The organism is Marinibaculum pumilum, assembly GCF_042646425.1.
Classification (GTDB): Bacteria; Pseudomonadota; Alphaproteobacteria; order Ferrovibrionales; family Ferrovibrionaceae; genus Marinibaculum; species Marinibaculum pumilum.
The window spans coordinates 1477-19022 of sequence record NZ_JBHRTR010000036.1; the positions used below are offsets into that span (position 1 = coordinate 1477).

The following is a 17546-nucleotide window of genomic DNA, read 5'->3' on the forward strand; positions in this document are numbered from 1 at the left end:
GGCGCCGCGGGTGGAGGCGGCGCTGGCGCAGCTGCGGCGCACCCCCGGCGTCGCCGCGGCCGACGCGCTGCAATCGACGGAGATCGCCGCCCTGCTGCGGCCCTGGCTGGGCGATGCCGCCCTGCTGCAGGACCTGCCGCTGCCCGGCGTGATCGAGGTCCGCCTGGACGGCAATGCCGCGGTCGACCGGCGGGCGCTGGCGGTCGGCCTGCAGGACGCGACCGCCGGGGTCCGGGTCGACGATCCGCGCGCCTGGCTGTCGCAGCTCTCCGCGGTATCCGAATCGCTGCGGGCGCTCGGCTTCGGCGTGGTCGCGGCGATCGCGCTGGCCACCGTGGCGATGATCGTCTTCGCCACCAATGCGGGCCTGGGCAACCACCAGGAGACGATCGCGGTCCTGCACACGATCGGCGCCCGCGACCAGTACATCGCGGCGCAGTTCCAGTGGCATGTCCTGGGCCTGGCCCTGCGAGGCGCGGTGATCGGCCTGGCCCTGGCCGCCCTCGTCGCCTTCGCCGTGGCGGAGACCGCCGCCGACCTGCAGGCGGCGCTGCTGCCGCCGATGCGCCTGTCGCCGCTCGACTGGGCGGGCATCCTGGCGATCCCCCTCTGCTCCGTCGTCCTGGCGGCCGTGACCGCAAGGTTCACGGTGCTGCGGGCGCTGCGCCGCGAGGTCTGAGATGCTGGTGCTGCTGGACCGCGACGGCGTCCTCAACGTCAATCGCGAGGATTACGTGAAGGCGCCATCGGAGCTGGTGATGCTGCCGGGCAGCGCCGCCGCCGTGGCCCGCCTGAACGCCAACGGCCACCGGGTGGCAGTCTGCACCAACCAGAGCGTCGTCGGCCGCGGTATTATCGGCGAGGAGCGGCTGGCGGAAATCCACGGCCGGCTGCAGCAGGAACTGGCGCGCGCCGGCGCCCGGCTGGACGCCCTGTTCCACGCCCCGGACCCGCCCTGGGCGGCCAGCGACCGGCGCAAGCCCGGCCCGGGCATGCTGCGGGAGGCAATGGCGCGGCTGCGCAGGGGCGCGGAGCCGGTGCTGTTCATCGGCGATTCGCTGTCCGACCTGCAGGCCGCGCATGCCGCCGGCTGCGCCCGGGTCCTGGTCCGCACCGGGCATGGCGCGACGGTACAGGGCCGCGGCATCCCGCCCGAGCTCCTGCCCGTGCGGGTGCTCGAGAGCCTCGCCGATGCTGTGGAGCGGCTGCTGGCGGAGGCGCCGGCTTGACCCGTCGCCCGGTGTTCCGGCGCCCCTCCGGGCCGAGCGGACGCCTCTGGCTGCTGCCGGTGATCGTCGTGCTGGTGCTTGCCGCCCTCTGGGCCGGAGCCTTCCTGCAGTTCCTGTCCGGCCTGCCGTCGGGGGAGAGCATCGACCGTCGGAAGACCGATGCCGTGGTCGTGCTGACCGGCGGGCCGGTCCGGCTGGCCGAGGGGCTGAACCTGCTGCAGCAGGGCCTGGCCGGACACATGCTGGTCTCCGGCGTCAATCCGACCGTCGACAAGGCCGCGCTGGGCGAGGTGGCCGGCCGGGCGGAGCTGCTGGACTGCTGCGTCGACCTGGGCTTTGCCGCCCGCAATACGGAAGAGAACGCCCTGGAGGTGGCCGAATGGGCGCGCAGTCGCGGCTATGACAGCCTGCGGGTGGTGACCGCGGCCTATCACATGCCGCGCAGCCTGCTGGAACTGCGGCGGGCGGACCCGGAGATCGACTATATCGCCCATCCGGTCTTCCCGGAGCAGATCCGCCTGCGGGACTGGTGGCGCTGGCGCGGCACCGCGGAGCTCCTGGTGGGCGAGTTCCACAAGTATTTCGCCGCGCTGCTGCGCGCCCGCGCCGAACGGGCGCTGACCGGCAAGCCGCCCGGTGCCGGCAATGCCGGCGCATTGGAACCGGTGCCGGCGGAGGGCACGGTCCCGGCGCCGGAGATCTCCATCGGCGGATCGCCGTTGTCGGTCGAGCGGTCCCGCGGCGGCGATGCGGCCCGCGGCGGCAGCGATACCTAGGCGCGGAGACGGACATGACCTGGCTGCGCGCCCTGCTCTTCAACCTCTGCTTCTACCTGTCCACGGCGGGCTTCTGCATCGCCTATCTGCCGCTGCTATGGTCCGACCGCCGCATCCTGGTGCGCGGTATGGACCGCTGGAACCGGCTGGTGAACTGGCTCCTGCGCCGTATCGTCGGCCTGCGCCACGAGGTGCGCGGCCTGGAGCACCTGCCGGCCGGCCCCTGCATCGTGGCGGCGAAGCACCAGTCGGCCTGGGACACGATGATGTTCCACAGCCTGCTGGACGATCCGGCGCTGGTGATGAAGAAGGAACTGCTGCGGATCCCGCTCTATGGCACCTATGCGCGCCGGGTCGGCATGATCCCCGTCGACCGCAGTGCAGGCGCCACCGCGCTGCGCGACATGCTGCGGGTCGCGCGGGCCTGCGCCGATGCGGGGCGGCCGATCGTGATTTTTCCGGAGGGCACCCGGGTCGCGCCGGGGGAGCGCCGGCGGCTGCAGGCGGGGATCGCCGCCCTCTACGACCGGCTCGACCTGCCGGTGGTGCCGGTGGCCTTGAACTCCGGCCTGTTCTGGGGCCGCAAGGCTTTCATGAAACGGCCCGGGACGATCCTGATGGAGTTCCTGCCGCCGATCCCGGCAGGGCTGAAACGGCCCGAATTCATCGCCCTGCTGGAGGCGGCGATCCAGGACGGCAGCGACCGGCTGGCCATGGAGGCCCGGGTCGGCATCGAAGCCGAAAATCCAGCAAAAACAGAGCTTTGACTAACCCTGCCTGACATGTTGCGGCGAAATGGACGTCGCACATAACGGGAACATTCATTGACGGCAGCGGGCCGCTGCCGATACAATCGCCCTTCGGTGAGGATGCCGGTTGCGGGATCGGCAAGGCGTTCGCACCGCCCTCCCGACACTATGCAGACAAACCGTCCAGGACGAGCGACCGGCCATGCCCGAGCAGCAGATCGCCCCGATCTCCCGTCAGATCTGGGACATGAAGTACCGCCTGAAGGATGCCGACGGCACGCCGGTCGACCGCACCCTGGACGACAGCTGGGACCGCATCGCCCGTGCCCTGGCTGCGCCGGAGGCCGATCCCGAAGCCTGGATCCCGCGCTTCCGCGAGGCGCTGGAGGATTTCCGCTTCCTGCCGGCGGGACGGATCGTCGCCGGCGCCGGCACCGACCGGCGGGTGACCCTGTTCAACTGCTTCGTCATGGGGACGATCCCCGACGACATGGCGGGGATCTTCGACAACCTGAAGGAAGCCGCCCTGACCATGCAGCAGGGCGGCGGCATCGGCTACGACTTCTCCACCCTGCGGCCGCGTGGCGCACCGGTCCGCGGCGTCGGCGCCGACGCCTCCGGGCCGCTGACCTTCATGGATGTCTGGGACGCGATGTGCCGCACCATCATGTCGGCCGGCCATCGCCGCGGCGCCATGATGGCGGTGATGCGCTGCGACCATCCCGACATCGAGGCCTTCATCGCCGCGAAGGAGGATGCCGGCCGCCTGCGCATGTTCAACCTGTCGGTCCTGGTCACCGACGCCTTCATGGAAGCGGTGAAGGCGGATGCCGGCTGGGACCTGATGTTCGACGGCACCGTGTTCCGGACCGTGCAGGCGCGCGACCTGTGGAACCGGATCATGCGGGCGACCTATGCCTATGCCGAACCCGGCGTGATCTTCGTCGACCGCATCAACCGGCTGAACAACCTGCACTATTGCGAGACCATCGCCGCCACCAATCCCTGCGGCGAGCAGCCGCTGCCGCCCTATGGCGCCTGCCTGCTGGGCTCGATCAACCTGGCGCGGCTGGTGCGTGAGCCGTTCACCGACGCCGCGGCGCTCGACCTGCAGGCGCTGGACGCGCTGGTCCGCACCGCGGTGCGGATGATGGACAACACCATCGACGTGTCCGGCTTCCCGCTGCCGCGGCAGCAGGAGGAGGCGCGCAACAAGCGGCGCATCGGCCTTGGCGTCACCGGCCTGGCCGATGCGCTGATCATGACCGGCGCCCGCTACGGCAGCGACCGGGCGGTGCAGCTGACGGAAGCCTGGATGGCGGCGCTGCAGCGGGCGGCCTATCTCGCCTCCACCGAACTGGCGGCGGAGAAGGGCGCCTTCCCGCTGTTCGACCGCGAGGCCTATCTGGCGGGCGGCCATGTCGCCACCCTGGATGCGGACGTGCGCGACGCGATCGCGCGATCGGGCATCCGCAACGCGCTGCTGACCTCGATCGCGCCGACCGGCACGATCTCGATCCTGGCGGACAATGTCTCCTCCGGCCTGGAGCCGGTGTTCAGCTTCTCCTACCGCCGTTCCGTGCTGCTGCCCGACGGCAGCCGGCAGGAAGAGGAGGTGACCGACTATGCCTATCGCCTGTACCGCCGGCTGCGCGGCGAGAATGCGCCCCTGACCGACGCCTTCGTCGATGCCCAGACCCTGGCCCCGGAGGCGCATGTGCGGATGCAGGCCGCGGTGCAGAAATATGTCGACAGCTCGATCTCCAAGACCATCAACCTGCCGGAGGACATCTCCTTCGAGGCGTTCAAGGACGTCTATGTCCAGGCCTACGAGCAGGGCTGCAAGGGCTGCACCACCTACCGACCGAACCCGGTCACCGGCTCGGTGCTGAGCCTCGCGCCGGACAAGGACAAGGCGAAGGCGCAGGAAGCCGCCGCCCAGGCGGAACTGCCCCTGGCGGCGCCGGCGCCGAAGCCGAAGGATGCCTTCGAGGCCGGCGGCGTGGTCTACATGACCCGGCCGCTGGACCGGCCGGAGGCGCTGCCGGGCCAGACCTACAAGGTGGTCTGGCCGGAAAGCGAGCATGCGATCTACATCACCCTGAACGACATCGTCGCCGACGGGCGCCGGCGGCCGTTCGAGGTCTTCATCAATTCCAAGAACACCGAGCATTACGCCTGGACGGTGGCGCTGACCCGGATGATCTCCGCGGTGTTCCGGCGCGGCGGCGACGTGGCCTTCGTTGTGGAGGAGCTGAAGGCCGTCTTCGACCCGCGCGGCGGCCACTGGATGCGCGGCCGCTACGTGCCGTCGCTGCTGGCGGCGATCGGCGAGGTGATCGAGCGGCACATGATCGACATCGGTTTCCTCAGCGCCCCCGAGGAACGCAGGACCGAGCAGCTCGCCTACCTGAAGGCGGTCGGGCAGGAGGAGGCGCGGCCCGGCGCCGGCCTGGCGCAATGCCCGAAATGCGGCCAGCCGAGCCTGGTCCGGCAGGAAGGCTGCGATATCTGCACCTCCTGCGGCTATTCCCGCTGCGGTTGAGCGCGGGAGAGGCGGCCATGAGCGAGCCGGAGCATGCCAACCCGTTCCGCAAGCTGACCTTCGGCGGCAACCAGGAGATCTTCACCGAGGGCCAGCGCGGCGACGTGATGTATTTCGTCGAGGAGGGCCAGGTGCGGATCTGGACCGGCCGTCCGCCGAACGACCGCACCCTGGCGACCGTCGGCCCCGGCGGCTTCTTCGGCGAGATGGCGCTGGTCGACGGCAAGCCCCGCTCTGCCAACGCCACGTCTATGGGGTTCGTCGCGGTGCGGGCGATACCGGGCACCACCCTGCGCCGCAAGCTCGCCAATGCCGACCCGTTCCTGAAGGCCCTGGTGCGGATCCTGGTCGAGAACCTGCGCTCGACCAGCACCACGGGCCGGTAACCGTCAGTCCGGCCGACCGCCCGGATCGGCACCCCGGTCAGTGCCCGGATGGCAGCGGGCAGCCGGCCCGCCCCAGGTCATGGCCCAGACGGGCAGCCGCGCCAGCATCGGCGGCCCGCAACGCCGCGTCGAGGCCAAGCGCCAGTTCGATGCAGGATGCCGGCGCCGCTTCGACATCATCGTCGAACCACAGGCTCAGGCCCAACGGCACGGCAATCGCCCAGAACGACAGGATCAGCGGCACTGCCCAGAACGGCCGCCCGCCATCCTCCCGCTCGTCATGCCAGCCGGCGTCGAAACTGCCGGGCACAGCGGTTTCCGGCAGGACGGAACCGGGCACGGCTGCGCCCTGCACGGTCGGCGGCAACCCGTCCGTCGTCCGGCCCGGCACCCGTCCGGCCGGGCCCTCGTTTCCTGTCATGGGACGACCTTCTTTCCCCGCAGCCGTCCATCGGCGACCGGGAAGGATGCAATTCCAGATGGCAACCACCCCGGTCACTTGCCATCGCTGAGTGTACAACAGCCATGCCCGCCGTCACAGGCAATCTTGCTGCCGCACCGCCGGCTGGCAGGGCCAGGACACCGGGGACAGCCAGGGCCAAGAATTGGGGCATCCAGGTCCAAGCTGCCACCGGCCGGCCGGCCGCGCGCCGGCATAGAATGCGCGGACAATGGGTCCAGTCGACAGGGAAAGCGGCATGGCAGACGATCTGGAGGCGCGCGTCGCGCGGCTGGCGGCGATCGAGGAGATCACCCGGCTGAAGCATCTCTACTGGCACTACAACGACCAGGGCCTGGATGCGGCCCGGATCGGCCCGCTGTTCGTCGACGAAGGGGTCTGGAGCAATGCCGAGCTGGGCCATCACGAGGGCCGCGCCGCGATCGAGGACTTCTTCGGCGGCGCCTCGGCCACCATCACCTTCTGTGCTCATCTGGGCATGAACGGCATCGTCGAGGTCGATGGCGACACCGCCCGCGGCCGCTGGCGGCTGCTGCTGCCCTGCACCTTCATGCAGGACGGCCGCAAGGTCAGCCGCTGGATCCTGGGCGATTATGACGACGCTTTCGTCCGCCGCGACGGCAGCTGGCTGTTCAGCCGCCTGGACGTGATCTTCAATTTCAACGTGGCCCAGGGCGACAGCTGGGCCGGCATGGAGCAGGTGCGCGCGGGCTGATCCCGCCGCCGGAACGGGAAGGGAGCAAGGGCAATGACGGCATCCGCAGACGAGACGGGCTTGAGGGAACGGTTCGAGGCCTGGAGCAACGCGCTCAACACCGGCGACCTGGACGGCTTCTGGGCGATGTTCGACGAGCGCTGCGAGATCCTGGACGAGGATTATCCCTGGCGCATGACCAAGGCCGAGTTCATCGACCATATCGACTTCCACGCCCGCGGCTGCGGCCTGGGCGACGGCCAGGGGCTGTGGGAGTTCTTTCAGTGGATCCCGCGCGAGGTGAACGTCCTGGCGATCGGCGATATGGGCCATGTCAGCGGCTTCTCCACCTTCCGCGGCAAGCCGCGCGACACCGGCTTCCGGCAGCGCTTCATGGGCTTCACCCTGACCTGGGCGCGGATCGACGGCACCTGGCAGCTGGTCTGCTGGCACCAGAGCGTGTTGGCCGGGCGCATCGCCGGCGCCTCGCCGGGCTGAACCGCCGCCCGCAATACCCCTCCGCCGCGAACTGTGGTGAACTGGCATCGCTGCGCCCGGAAACGGTGCGGCCGGCGATGCGGGAGGCGGATGTCATGCAGGCGCCTGGCGGCGAGACCAACCTGCGGCAGATCGATGTCGGCGGGGTGCCGCCCGAACGGCGCCTGCAGGCCTGGGCCGACGCGATCTACGACAGCTACTACCCGGTCGATCTGACCAATCCGGCAGCCACCGCATTCCGCAGGGGCGAGCTGGCGATCTTCGACCTGGCCGGCGCACGCTTCTGCATGGTCGATTGCGACCCGATGCTGGTCGACCGCCGGCGCTGCCATATCGGCGATGGCGGCGACTACTACATGCTGCCCGTGCCACGGCGGCAGCCGCTGGAACTGCACCAGGGCGGCCGCCAGGCACGGATCGCGCCCAGCGACCTGGGCATGATCGGTACCGCCGATACCTACCGCTACCTCCAGGCCAGCCCCGACACGCTCACCACCCTGCGGATCGAGGGGCCGATGGCGCGCGACCGGCTGCCGCTGATCGACGACCTCACCGCACGGACCATGGCCGGCAATGCGCCGCTGGTGCGGATCTTCCTGGATTTCATGGAAGCGATCGTGGCGCAGCGTACGCAGCTGTCGCCTGCAGAGGCGGCACGGCTGGTGCCGCAGCTGCTCGACCTTCTCGCGCTGGCGCTGACCGCGCCGGCCGCTGCCCTGGAAAGCGACGAGAGCGCGGTCCGGCTCGCCCATCTGCGCCGGCTCTACCGCGCCATCGACCGCCATCTCGGCGAAGAGCGGCTGGGGCCCGACTTCCTGGCGCGCGACCTTGGCCTGTCGCCGCGCTATGTGCAGAAGCTGCTCGCCGCCAGGGGGGAAACCGTCTCCGCGACGATCCGCGCGCGGCGCATGGCGGCGGCCCGGATCCGCCTGGCCGACCCCGCCCGGCGTGGCCATTCGGTGGCCACCATCGCCTATGGCCTGGGCTTCGCGGATCCCGCCCATTTCAGCCGCCTGTTCAAGGCGGAGACCGGGCTGTCGCCGCGCGACTGGCGCCGTCAGCGCATGCAGGGCAACGCGTGACAGGGGCCGGGCGCTATCCCATCTCCATCAAGGGAATCCTGGCCTTCGACGGCAAGGTCTGCCTGCTGCGCAACGAACGCGGCGAGTGGGAGCTGCCGGGCGGCCGCCTGGAGGCGGACGAGACACCGGAACAGACGATCATCCGCGAGATCGCGGAAGAGCTCGGCATCGCCGCCACCGGCCCGCGGATCGTGGACAGCTGGCTCTACCGTATCGACAGCCTGCCGGCCGCGCCGGAGGTCTTCATCGTCAGCTATGCCCTGTCGAGCACAGCCGCCGCCGGCGATTGCCGGCTGAGCGATGAGCATGATGCGTTCGGCCTGTTCGGCTTCGCGGAGCTGGAGGCCCTGCCCCTGCCAGCGGGCTATCGCCGCTCGATCGCCCGCGCCCGCGACCTGGGGCTGCTGGCGCTGTAGACGCCCTTCCTCAGACGTCCAGCGCCGCCACGCGGCGCATCAGCCGCTCCAGCGCCGGGTCGCGGAACCCCAGGCCGGCGATCCGCTGCACCGTCGTCTCCAGATAGTCGCGGTTGTGGCCGCTGAGACCGGAGGCGCGCGCGACCACCCGGGCCGCCTCCTCCTCCCCCAGATGGCGGGCGAACTGCAGATGCGCCGTATCGGCCACGAAAGTCAGCGCCGGCACCCGCCCCCGGGCGGTATGCACCGTCACCAGCCGCGGCAGGTAGACCGCGGTCACCAGCTCCCGCCGCGCCAGATAGGCGAGCGCCGCGGCCCGGGCCTCCGTGGGCACCTTGTAGGCCAGGCCCCAGCACTGCCCGCCGGGGCGCAGGCCGAGCACCAGCCCCTCCGCCCCCGGCCGCCCGCGATGATGCACCGACCAGACGCAGAGCGCCCGCTGCCAGCCGGACAGCCGCGCCCGCAGCACCGCCTCGACCGGGAAGCCGGGCCGCCACATCAGCGAGCCATAGCCGAACACCCAGAGCGGGCGCCGGCGATGCGCCAGGTCCAGCGGCAGCCGGTGCCGCTGCGGCAGGGGCGGCAGCGGCTGGCGGCGGCGCAGCTCCGCGGTGCGGCGCGAGGGCGGCTTGTGCCCGGCCGTCATCGTGTCGATCCCCCGCGGCCCGCCCCCCCGCGGCCCAGACCGGCACGGCTGCGCGGCCGTGCCTGGGCCAAGGCCACGCCGGTGACCGCCAGGACCATGCCGGCCAGTTCCTCCAGCCCGAAGACCTCGCCGAAGATCGCCCAGGACATCAGGGCGGTGACCGGCGGCACCATGAAGAACAGGGCGGAGACCGCCGTCGCCGCGCCGCGGCGCAGCATCCAGTACAGCAGCGAGATCGCGCCGATCGACAGCACCAGCACCGCCCAGGCCAGGGCGCCGACGAAATCGGCCGCCCAGGTCACGACGAAGCCCTCGAGCAGCCAGGCCAGCGGCACGGTGACGGCGGCAGCGGCCAGGAACTGGACCGCGTTGCCGGTGCGCAGGTCGAAACTGCCGCAGAAGCGCTTCTGGTACAGGGTGCCCAGCGCGATCCCGGCCAGGCTGGCGATGCAGGCGAGATAGGCGGTCCACAGGGCCAGGTCGCCGGACAGGCCGTCCGCCACCACCAGCGCCACGCCGGCGAAGCCCAGCACCAGGCCGGCCCATTGCCGCCAGATCACCCGTTCGCGCAGCACCGGGCCGGCCAGCACCGCGACCACGACGGGGTGCAGGCTGACGATCAGCGCCGTTTCCGCCGGGCCGAGGCCCAGGCCGATAGCAATGAAGACGCCGCCCAGATAGGCCGCCTGGACAAGCACCCCCGCGATGGCTAGATGCAGCCAGTCCAGGGCGCGCGCCGGCCAGGCGGCGCCGGCCAGCAGCGCCAGGCCGGCGAGCAGCGGCACCACCAGCAGAAAGCGCAGGCCGAGGAAGGTCAGCGCCCCGACATAGGGCAGCGCCAGCCCGGCGGCGATGAAGCCGGTGGACCAGAGGCCGACGAAGACCACCGGCCCCGACAGGACCAGGGCCCGCGACGGCGCGCGGGCCTGTTCCGGCGCGGCGGTCATGCGGCCGAAGCCGGCGCCGGCCGGGGGCGGTTGCGCCGGACCGGACCGGATGGGAGACCGGCGGCGAACGGATCGCCGGCAAACGGAACATTGGGGCCGATCGGCACGGAGTGCGGCATGCGTTATTTCGTTCTGGCTGCGGTACTGGTCGTCATGGTGGGCGGGTATACAGCCTATTGGTTCACCCTTGCCACTGCGACCGAGGACGGGATCGTGGCCTGGCAGGAAGCCGCCCGCAGCGACGGGGTCGTGCTGCGTCATCGCGGCGTCGCCGTCGGCGGCTATCCGTTCCGGCTGGAGGTGACGATGGAGGCGCCGTCGCTCAGCTTCGAGGAGGCCGGCGGCACCACCACCCTCTCCGCCGACGAGGCCTTCGCCGTGGCGCAGCCCTGGCAGCCGGACCATATCCTGGCCCGCAGCATCGGCCCGCTGCGCATCGACTGGCGGCCGCCCGAAGGGGCGCCGGCCGCCGCGGCCGAGGCGAACGAGGCGGAGGCGAGCCTGCGGATCGGCGCGGACGGCCGGATCGACCGCGGCGCGGTCGACCTGCACGCGATCCGCGGCGAGAGCGCCGCCGGTGCCTTTTCCGCCGCGCGCGGACAGGTGCATCTGCGGCGCCTGCCGCCGGATGCGCAGGCGAGCCGCGAACCGGCCGACGGCGCCGGTGCGCCCGATGCGGCCGTCCCGCCGGTCTATGACGCGGCGATCCAGATCGACCTGCTGCAGTTGCCCGATGGCAGCGCACCGCCGGAACTGGGCCGGGAGGTGCAGGACCTCGACCTGTTCGCCACCCTGCGCGGCGACTGGCCCGCCGGCCCGTTCCCGGCCGCCCTGGCAAGCTGGCGCGATGCCGGCGGCGTGGTCGACGTCACCGACCTGAAACTCGCCTGGGGACCGACGACCCTGACCAGCGAGGGCAGCATCACGGTCGACGAGGCGATGCGCCCGCTGGGCGCCTTCACGGTGCGGATCGGCGGCTATGACCGGCTGCTGGAGATCGTGGGCGCGGCACGACGGATCGACGGCACGCAGATGGCGCTGCTGAAGCTGCTGCTGGACAGCATGTCGCGCACCGACGCGCAGGGGAATACCAGCGTGCAGTTCCCGGTCAGTGCCCAGGACGGGCGCCTGTTCCTGGGCCCGATCAGCCTGATGCCGGTGCCGCCGCTCCTGTAGCGACGGCCGTTCGGTGGATACAGGGATCAGCGGCGGCCGAAATCGGGTGCCGCCGTCTCCTGCCCGGCATCGATGATCTGGCGGCGGATGGCACGGGTGCGGGTGAACAGTTCCAGCAGCCGGTCGCCCTCTCCCCAGCGGATCGCCCGCTGCAGCGCGGTCAGGTCCTCGGTGAAGCGCGCCAGCATCTCCAGCACCGCCTCGCGGTTGTTCAGGCAGACGTCGCGCCACATCACCGGGTCGGAGGCCGCGATGCGGGTGAAGTCGCGGAAGCCGCCGGCGGAATACTTGATCACCTCCGACTTCGTCACGCTTTCCAGGTCGTCGGCGGTGGCAACGATGTTGTAGGCGATCAGGTGCGGGACATGGCTGGTGATCGCGAGCACCAGATCGTGGTGCTGGGGATCCATCCGCTCCACCGTGCTGCCCAGCAGGGCCCAGAACCGTTCGACCAGGGCAACCGGTTCCGGCGCCGCGTCTTCCGGCGGGGTCAGGATGCACCAGCGGTTGACGAACAGCTCGGCAAAGCCGGCATCCGGCCCCGACTGCTCCGTGCCCGCAACCGGATGCGCCGGCACCAGGGCGACCCCATCGGGCAGCACCGCGCCCAGGTCGCGCAGGACGCAGGCCTTGCTGCTGCCGACATCGCTGACGACCGTGCCGGGCCGCAGCCGCGGCGCGATCTCGGCGCCGATCGCAGCGTAGCTGCCCAGCGGGGTGCAGAGGATCACCAGGTCGGCCCCCTCCGCCACGGCCGCCGCGGACCCGGCCACTTCGTCCAGCAGGCCGAGTTCGGCTGCCCGCGCAAGGTGCTGCGGATTCGCATCGTAGCCGGCGATCACCTCCGCCGCCCCGCGGGCCCGCGCCGCCCTGGCGAGGGAGGAGCCGATCAGCCCGACGCCGATCAACGCAAGGCGGCGCACCGCTGGTGCGGCAGCGGCGGTGCCCCCGCCGCTCATCCGTCCGCCGCCTGACCCGCCATGAACTCGGTCAGCATGTCGATCAGGATGCGGTTCTCCTCGTCGGAGCCGATCGTCGCGCGCAGCGACTCCGCCAGGCCATAGGCGGCCATGCCGCGGATCAGCACGCCGCGCTTCGTCAGGAAAGCGTTCGCGGCCGCGGCCTGGTCGGCCCCGCCCGGGAAGCGCAGCAGCAGGAAATTGCCGACGCTGGGCGGCACGGTCAGGCCGATCGCCGTCAGGGCGGCGGTCAGTTCCGGCAGCCAGTAGTCGTTATGCGCCCGCGCCTTGTCCAGCCAGGCCTCGTCCGCCAGCGCCGCGATCCCGGCCGCCTGGGCGATGGCGTTCACGTTGAAGGGCCCGCGCACCCGGTGCAGCACGTCCACCACCCCCGGCGGGCCGTAGAGCCAGCCCAGGCGCAGCGCCGCCAGGCCGTGGATCTTGGAGAAGGTGCGTGTCATCACGGTATCGTCCCGCTCCGCCACCAGCGCCGCGCCGGGCTCGTAGTCGTTGCGGCTGACATATTCCGCATAGGCGGCGTCGATCACCAGCAGGACCCCGTCCGGCAGGCCTTCCCGCAGGCGGCGCACCTCGGACTCCGCCAGGTAGCTGCCGGTCGGGTTGTTCGGGTTGGCCAGGAAGACGATCCGGGTCTTCGGCGTCACCGCCGCCAGCAGGGCGTCCACGTCGGCGGTCAGCTCCGTCTCCGGTGCCTTCACCGGGGTCACGTCATTGGCCATGGCGGCCAGGGCGTACATCAGGAAGCCATGTTCGGAATAGACGATCTCGTCGCCGGCCTTGCAGTAGGCATGGACCAGCAGCGACAGCAGTTCGTCGGAGCCGTTGCCGCAGATCAGTCCGTCCTTCGGCAGGTCGTAGCGGGCCGCGATCGCGTCCCGCAGGCGGGAGGCGCCGCCGTCGGGATAGCGATGCGCCTCCTCCGCCGCCGCGCGGATGGCGGCGATCGCGCGCGGGCTGGCGCCCAGCGGGTTCTCGTTGGAGGACAGCTTCAGGATGCGGGCGACCCCCTCGGCGGAGCTTTCGCCGCCCTTGTAGGGGGTGATCTCCATCAGTCCGGGGCGCGGGGCAGGCAGGGTCATGGCAGTCTCTGAGGAAAGGTGGCCGCGCCGGGGGCGCGGGCGGGGCGGCGGATAATCCCGCCGCCGGCGGGGCGAGTCCTAGCCGGAGGCGGGTCCGGCGCCAAGGGGAACGGCATAGGCGCCGATCACCGCGACATGGGAAACCGCCTCTCCGGCGCGGCGGCGGAAGGCCTCGATCCGGGGATCGTCCGGCGGCAGGAAGTCGTCGATCTCCACCAGGAAGTCCCGCGGCCCCCCGGCGGCGGGGTCGCTGCCGCGTTCAACGGCGGCGGTCGCGGTCACCATCCGGGCGGTCAGCCCGGCATCGGCAAACATCCCGATGAAGCGACCGCGACTCATCTCCTCCAGCTCCACGGTCACATAGACCAGGCTGACATCGTCACCCGAAGGATCGGGCATGCCGGGTCCGACCATCAGCCAGGCCGGCCGCCGCGGCAGGGCGGCGCCGTCGATGGCATAGAACGGCAGGCCGCCGATCACCTTCGGCACCAGGCCGGCTGTGGCCGCCAGCTGCCGCCACCAGTAGACCCGGCCCTCGTCATCGGGGGTGGGGATCAGGCCGACGCAGTTCGGCACCTCGCAGACGGCGCCGATCACGGCACCCGGATCGTTGTGCCAGCTGATCTGCGCACTGGCGCCGAAATGGTTGCGGGCGACGTCCCAGACGCCGAGGCGATCGCCATCGGCCTGGATCGCGATCCGCACCCTGCCCTGCAGGCCGTAGAGGCTGCCGATCACCTCGCGGAAGATGCGAAGCAGATTGCCGTTCTCCAGCGGCGCAGCCTCCGCCTGCGCCAGCCGGCGCAGGATCTCCGCCTCCCGGCCGGGGCGCAGGATGAAGCCGTTGCCCGGGCCGCCGGCCGCACCGGGAGCTGCGGACGTGCCGCGCCCGCCGCGGCCCTTGCTGCGCCCCACTTCCTGCACGATGGCTGCGCGCCGGCGCAGCAGCCCGACCAGGTCCTGGTCGAGCTGGTCCAGTTCCTTGCGCAGCGTCTCCAGCGAACGCGGCTTCTCCGCCATTTCTGTCAGGGCCCTGTTGTTGCGGCGTCCATCCCGCCCCCGCCGCCCGAACCTGAGGTCCGGCACGGCCGGGAAAGGCAGCCGGGCGCCAAGGCGGCAAACTGATAATCTCTCGGGCCGGCAAAATCAAAGGGACTTCGCGGGCGAAGGCCGTGCGGCTTGGCCCCCGCCCGGCAAACGCGCTATACCGGCCCCGCCTCCAGCGGTGGCAGGTTCAGGGCGGACCGGCCGCCCGTGACCACAGGCAGCGGCGCCGGCGCCTTCGTTTTCCCCGGCCGGCCGCAGGCGGAGCCATGAGTGCAGAATCAGTAACCAGGGATGCCGCGGGTCCGCCTCCGGTGCGGTTCGGACGCGACCATCCCCTGCCGCTCGATTGCGGCGTCCATCTCGATGACCTGACCATCGCCTACCAGACCTTCGGCCGCCTGAACGCCGAACGGTCCAATGCCGTGATGATCTGCCATGCGCTGACCGGCGACCAGCATGTCGCCGGGATCCATCCGGTGACCGGGCGGCCGGGCTGGTGGGACATGCTGGTCGGCCCGGGGCGGCTGATCGATACGAACCGCTTCTTCGTGATCTGCTCCAACGTCGTTGGCGGCTGTCAGGGCACCACCGGGCCGAAGGAAGCGGACCCGGAGACCGGCAGCCCCTATGGCACGGCCTTCCCGGTGATCACCATCGCCGACATGGTCCGCGCGCAGGTCATGCTGCTGGACCATCTGGGCATCGACCAGCTGTTCTGCGTGATCGGCGGGTCGATGGGCGGGATGCAGGTCCTGCAATGGGCCAGCGCCTATCCGGAAAGGGTCTTCGCCGCGGTGCCGATCGCCACCGCGGCCCGGCATTCGGCCCAGAACATCGCCTTCCACGAGGTCGGCCGCCAGGCGATCATGGCCGACCCGGACTGGTGCGGCGGCCGCTATCTGCAGTTCGACGTGAAGCCGCGGGCCGGCCTGGCGGTCGCCCGCATGGCGGCGCATATCACCTACCTGTCGGAGACGGCGCTGCACCGGAAGTTCGGCCGCAACCTGCAGGACCGGGACACCGTCACCTACGGCTTCGAGGCGGATTTCCAGGTGGAGAGCTATCTGCGCCACCAGGGCTCGACCTTCGTCGACCGGTTCGACGCCAATTCCTACCTCTACATCACCCGCGCCATGGACTATTTCGACCTGGCTGCGGAGCATGACGGCGTCCTGGCCCGCGCCTTCGCCGGCACCCCGGTGCGGTTCTGCCTGGTCTCGTTTTCCTCCGACTGGCTGTTCCCGACATCGGAGAGCAAGATTCTGGTGCGGGCGCTGAACGCCGCCGCGGCGAATGTGAGCTTCGTCGAGATCCAGTCCGACAAGGGCCATGACGCCTTCCTGCTGGACGAGCCGGAGTTCCACGCCACCCTGGAAGGCTTCCTGAACGGCTGCGCCGAACAGCGCGGCCTGCCGCCCGCCGGTGGCTCGTGACCGGGGGCGCGATGCCGCCCGGGCTGCGCCCCGACCTGGCGCCGATCGTCGGCATGATCGAGCCCGGCAGCCGGGTACTCGACATCGGCTGCGGCGAGGGCGAGCTGCTGGAATACCTGGTGCATCACCGGGACGTGACCGGACGCGGAATGGAGATCGAGCAGGCCGGCGTGAATGCCTGCGTCGCGCGCGGCCTGTCGGTGATCCAGGGCGACGCGGATACCGACCTGCGGGACTATCCTGCGGCAGCCTTCGACTATGTCGTGCTGACCTTCACCCTGCAGGCGACCCGGGACCCCCGCCAGGTCCTGTCGGAAATGCTGCGCATCGGCCGCTACGGCATCGTCTCGATCACCAACTACGCCTACTGGCCGCTGCGACTGGGCCTGCTGCTGCGCGGCCAGATGCCGACGGCGGAGGTCGACGGCGTGCCCTGGTACGCCTCTGGCAATATCCGCCGCTGCTCGATCCGCGACTTCGAGACCCTGTGTGCGGAACTCGGCCTGGCGGTAGAGCAGCGCATCGGCCTGGGCGACCGCCGTCCGGACGGCCGGCAGGAGATCGTCGGCCGCATCGCCAACCTGCGCGCCAGGCAGGCGATCTTCCTGCTGCACCGCGGCTGAGGCGACGGTACCTGCCGGGTTCAGGCCCGCGGCGGCCCGTAGGGTGCCGGGCTGAGCACCGGCACCTGCACCGGGCTTGCCAGCCGTGCGCGGCGCCGGCTGCGCTGCGCCCGCGCCTGGTAGACCTGCTTCTCCGCCTCCGCCAGCCAGACGCCGCAGAACTGCGGCGAGATCCGCCGCCCGGTCCGCTCCCAGGCGCCGGCGGCCCGCAACAGCCAGCGACGCTCGCTGGGCGGGACGTAGAGCGCGCCTTCCTGGCGCAGCGGGGAGAACATCGCCGCCTGCAGCTGCCGGACGATCTGTCCCTGGCTGTAGGGATGGCCATGGCCGAAGGGGGTCCGCTCCTGCCGGGCCCAGAGGCCGCTGCGGTTGGGGACGATCACCAGCAGCCGGCCATGCGCCGCCAGCACCCGCCAGACCTCCTGCAGGGCGTCGGTGGCGCTGTCCCAGGCCTCCAGCCCGTGCACCAGCAGCACCCGGTCGAAGCAGGCGTCGGGAAAGGGCAGCCCGAATTCGTCGCCCAGCGCGACCAGCCCGGGGGCGCCCGGCGGCCACGGCACAACCCCCTGCTGCGCCGGCATCAGGGCAACCGCGCGGGCGCTTTCGTCCACGAAGGGGCGGAGGAACGGGGTTGCATAGCCCAGCCCCAGCACATGCATCCGCCGCAGGTCCGGCCAGAACTCACGAATCCGGCCGCGCAGGATGCGGCGCGCCGACTGGCCCAGCGCCGTCCCGTAGAAGCTTCGCAGTTCTATGACATCGGGGCGCAACACGCGGCGG

20 protein-coding genes and 1 pseudogene are annotated in these 17546 nt (G+C 71.2%); 13 read left to right on the forward strand and 8 right to left on the reverse strand.

The features are described 5' to 3' along the window. The 6 genes from ACFOGJ_RS22455 to ACFOGJ_RS22480 all read left to right on the forward strand — a co-directional run. The coding region (locus tag ACFOGJ_RS22455) for a cell division protein FtsX (RefSeq protein ID WP_379904809.1) at positions 1-679 on the forward strand (679 nt) is incomplete at its 5' end. 1 nt (position 680) lies between these two features. Further along, positions 681-1229 carry a D-glycero-alpha-D-manno-heptose-1,7-bisphosphate 7-phosphatase gene (locus ACFOGJ_RS22460; protein WP_379904811.1) on the forward strand — a complete coding sequence of 183 codons (549 nt, stop codon included), beginning with the start codon at positions 681-683 and terminating at the stop codon, positions 1227-1229. After that, a complete protein-coding gene (locus ACFOGJ_RS22465; RefSeq protein ID WP_379904812.1) occupies positions 1226-2005 on the forward strand; it encodes a YdcF family protein in 780 nt (259 codons plus the stop codon). The genes ACFOGJ_RS22460 and ACFOGJ_RS22465 overlap by 4 nt, the downstream gene beginning before the upstream one ends. Before the next feature lie 14 nt (positions 2006-2019). Then, positions 2020-2772, forward strand: a complete 753-nt coding sequence (locus ACFOGJ_RS22470; protein ID WP_379904814.1) for a lysophospholipid acyltransferase family protein — start codon at positions 2020-2022, stop codon at positions 2770-2772. A gap of 184 nt (positions 2773-2956) precedes the next feature. Beyond that, a complete protein-coding gene (locus tag ACFOGJ_RS22475; protein ID WP_379904816.1) occupies positions 2957-5299 on the forward strand; it encodes an adenosylcobalamin-dependent ribonucleoside-diphosphate reductase in 2343 nt (780 codons plus the stop codon). Positions 5300-5316: 17 nt separating this feature from the next. Then, a complete protein-coding gene (locus tag ACFOGJ_RS22480; RefSeq protein WP_379904818.1) occupies positions 5317-5685 on the forward strand; it encodes a Crp/Fnr family transcriptional regulator in 369 nt (122 codons plus the stop codon). Positions 5686-5722: 37 nt separating this feature from the next. Here the strand turns inward: ACFOGJ_RS22480 and ACFOGJ_RS22485 are convergent, their stop codons facing one another. Next, on the reverse strand, positions 5723-6106 hold the full coding sequence (locus ACFOGJ_RS22485; RefSeq protein ID WP_379904820.1) for a hypothetical protein: 384 nt from the start codon (positions 6104-6106) through the stop codon (positions 5723-5725). A 277-nt stretch (positions 6107-6383) separates the two neighbouring features. On the opposite strand from ACFOGJ_RS22485, the gene ACFOGJ_RS22490 reads away from it, so the two are divergent. The 4 genes from ACFOGJ_RS22490 (at position 6384) to ACFOGJ_RS22505 (ending at position 8835) form a co-directional block, all read left to right on the forward strand. Continuing rightward, entirely contained in the window at positions 6384-6860 is a 477-nt protein-coding gene (locus ACFOGJ_RS22490; protein WP_379904822.1) for a nuclear transport factor 2 family protein, read from the forward strand. 33 nt (positions 6861-6893) lie between these two features. Then, positions 6894-7337, forward strand: coding sequence for a YybH family protein (locus ACFOGJ_RS22495; RefSeq protein ID WP_379904825.1), 444 nt, complete (start codon positions 6894-6896; stop codon positions 7335-7337). Positions 7338-7432: 95 nt separating this feature from the next. Then, on the forward strand, positions 7433-8419 hold the full coding sequence (locus ACFOGJ_RS22500; protein ID WP_379904827.1) for a helix-turn-helix domain-containing protein: 987 nt from the start codon (positions 7433-7435) through the stop codon (positions 8417-8419). Further along, positions 8416-8835 carry an NUDIX domain-containing protein gene (locus ACFOGJ_RS22505; protein ID WP_379904829.1) on the forward strand — a complete coding sequence of 140 codons (420 nt, stop codon included), beginning with the start codon at positions 8416-8418 and terminating at the stop codon, positions 8833-8835. The genes ACFOGJ_RS22500 and ACFOGJ_RS22505 overlap by 4 nt, the downstream gene beginning before the upstream one ends. A 10-nt stretch (positions 8836-8845) precedes the next feature. On the opposite strand, the gene ACFOGJ_RS22510 is transcribed toward ACFOGJ_RS22505, so the two are convergent. The 3 genes and pseudogenes from ACFOGJ_RS22510 to ACFOGJ_RS22520 all read right to left on the reverse strand — a co-directional run. Beyond that, entirely contained in the window at positions 8846-9481 is a 636-nt protein-coding gene (locus tag ACFOGJ_RS22510) for a gamma-glutamylcyclotransferase (RefSeq protein ID WP_379904831.1), read from the reverse strand. Further along, the gene (locus tag ACFOGJ_RS22515) at positions 9478-10014 is read right to left on the reverse strand and encodes a DMT family transporter (protein ID WP_379905143.1); all 537 of its coding nucleotides are present in this window, start codon (positions 10012-10014) and stop codon (positions 9478-9480) included. Before ACFOGJ_RS22515 ends, ACFOGJ_RS22510 begins: the two co-directional genes overlap by 4 nt. Beyond that, positions 9994-10428, reverse strand: a pseudogene (locus tag ACFOGJ_RS22520) (EamA family transporter); the annotation flags it as partial. The pseudogene ACFOGJ_RS22520 and the gene ACFOGJ_RS22515, both read right to left, overlap by 21 nt. Positions 10429-10545: 117 nt before the next feature. Between ACFOGJ_RS22520 and ACFOGJ_RS22525 the strand changes: the two are divergent. Further along, positions 10546-11604: a DUF2125 domain-containing protein gene (locus ACFOGJ_RS22525; protein ID WP_379904833.1), complete on the forward strand. Its 1059-nt coding sequence runs from the start codon at positions 10546-10548 to the stop codon at positions 11602-11604. A gap of 26 nt (positions 11605-11630) precedes the next feature. On the opposite strand, the gene ACFOGJ_RS22530 is transcribed toward ACFOGJ_RS22525, so the two are convergent. From ACFOGJ_RS22530 to ACFOGJ_RS22540, 3 genes are all read right to left on the reverse strand, one after another. Further along, positions 11631-12563, reverse strand: coding sequence for a prephenate/arogenate dehydrogenase family protein (locus tag ACFOGJ_RS22530; RefSeq protein ID WP_379904835.1), 933 nt, complete (start codon positions 12561-12563; stop codon positions 11631-11633). Further along, positions 12560-13663, reverse strand: a complete 1104-nt coding sequence (gene hisC, locus ACFOGJ_RS22535) for a histidinol-phosphate transaminase (protein ID WP_379904837.1) — start codon at positions 13661-13663, stop codon at positions 12560-12562. The genes ACFOGJ_RS22530 and hisC overlap by 4 nt, the downstream gene beginning before the upstream one ends. Positions 13664-13741: 78 nt before the next feature. Further along, positions 13742-14683, reverse strand: coding sequence for a chorismate mutase (locus ACFOGJ_RS22540; RefSeq protein ID WP_379904839.1), 942 nt, complete (start codon positions 14681-14683; stop codon positions 13742-13744). A 293-nt stretch (positions 14684-14976) separates the two neighbouring features. On the opposite strand from ACFOGJ_RS22540, the gene metX reads away from it, so the two are divergent. Together metX and metW are read left to right on the forward strand one after the other, a co-directional pair. Continuing rightward, a complete protein-coding gene (metX, locus tag ACFOGJ_RS22545; RefSeq protein WP_379904841.1) occupies positions 14977-16143 on the forward strand; it encodes a homoserine O-acetyltransferase MetX in 1167 nt (388 codons plus the stop codon). Positions 16144-16154: 11 nt separating this feature from the next. Next, positions 16155-16766 (forward strand): methionine biosynthesis protein MetW, encoded by a 612-nt coding sequence (metW, locus tag ACFOGJ_RS22550; protein ID WP_379904843.1) that lies wholly within the window; start codon positions 16155-16157, stop codon positions 16764-16766. A gap of 20 nt (positions 16767-16786) precedes the next feature. Here the strand turns inward: metW and ACFOGJ_RS22555 are convergent, their stop codons facing one another. Beyond that, on the reverse strand, positions 16787-17539 hold the full coding sequence (locus tag ACFOGJ_RS22555) for a class I SAM-dependent methyltransferase (protein WP_379904844.1): 753 nt from the start codon (positions 17537-17539) through the stop codon (positions 16787-16789). Positions 17540-17546: the final 7 nt, after the last annotated feature.